Origin of the sequence: Rickettsia endosymbiont of Culicoides newsteadi (assembly GCF_002259525.1) — a bacterium.
GTDB lineage: Bacteria > Pseudomonadota > Alphaproteobacteria > Rickettsiales > Rickettsiaceae > Tisiphia.
Window position 1 is genome coordinate 1 of record NZ_MWZE01000156.1, and the last position, 1,371, is coordinate 1,371.

Sequence of the window (1,371 nt, forward strand, 5' to 3'; positions counted from 1 at the left end):
CCACAACTGTTGAAAGTTAGAAGGTAAAGCGGGTTTTAGATAGGTTTTCTGTCATTGCGAGACCACGCAAGTAGGTCGTGGCAATCCATCTTTGGTTACTTTTATGGATTGCTTCGCGACCTACGGTCTTTCTCGCAATGACGTTGACCACATACGGCTTTTAAACTATTCGGTCTAAAACCTCTTCCTCTGCTAACTTTCAACAGTTGTGGACAAAACCCCGAGGGAATTACAGCTTACATACTTCGCCGGGTTACGTACTCCCTGCAATAACAAAAGTTTCTTAGGGTTTATACTCTTTTTAGGCAATATATCACAAAAATTTCTGCCACTAAGTAAAAAAATGTTTTAATTGCATAAAAATCCAATATTTTACATAAAATTAATAAAAATTATTCTTTTTGATATAAATCCACTTGACTTATACTATAAAATATCAATAAATATGTTCCATAATAAAAATTATTATGGAAGATTATGAAATGTCAAATGCCAACGAGTAAACATAAGAAAGCTGTATTGAAAAAAGCACCCCTAACCATTATTGGCAATGCTAATACCGCGGTTGGTATTAAGAAGGTTGATACTGCCGATACTAATTCTAAAAATATTGACTACTGGAAGTATAAGATTTTTAATACGGCAAATATATTTAATGAATCTCAAGATGACCCTGTGCAGTGGGACCATGTAACTTTCAATAAAATTAAGGACTCTCTGCACAATATTTGTTCTGACTTAAAAAATCAGTTAGATAAGATAACTGATCCAATGGTAACCCTTACACATTTAAAAAATTCAGTTAATAATGCAGCAATAGAGTCTTTTTCAACTAGAAAACAGTTGAGTAAGACTATAAAACACCATGATATGGAATATTTTGATCCAAGTAAACTCACTGATGATAATATTAAAGCATTTTGTGATAAAGTAAATAACACGATTGCATCTTATAATATAGTATTAACAGCCTTAAAGTTAGCCAGAGTATCTTCGCCGAAAGATAGGGATAAAATCACTGAACATTTATGCCCTCAATTATCTGAAATGGGTCATGAATATTTAAATAAGAATATCAAAAATATTGTAACAGGAGTCTGTAAGGGCTTAAATGATAATCGTACTTTTTGGTCTAAATTATGGAATAATGATTTTAAAGTTTCTAGCACAAATTTGCATCATATATTGGACGAAACAACTAATTCATGTGAGGGCAAGGAAAATAATGAGGCTAAGCTATATAGTTCATTACCTATTTTAGATTATAATGAGGGAGTGTTCGTCAAACTGTGTCAAGTTGAAAAAATAATCTTTTAAATATATAAAATAAAGATTATTGATGTTGTAAATAGCGAAGAATGTGGATAAGTT

General features: G+C 31.6%; 1 protein-coding gene. It reads left to right on the forward strand.

Translation table 11 applies throughout. From position 1 onward, the window contains the following. Positions 1-477: 477 nt before the first annotated feature. Entirely contained in the window at positions 478-1,317 is an 840-nt protein-coding gene (locus tag RiCNE_RS06980; protein WP_094649829.1) for a hypothetical protein, read from the forward strand. Positions 1,318-1,371 lie beyond the last annotated feature (54 nt).

Coding starts and splice junctions, on each gene's coding strand:
- RiCNE_RS06980 (WP_094649829.1), top strand. CDS start 478: ATGAAATGTCAAATGCCAACGAGTAAACATAAGAAAGCTGTATTGAAA.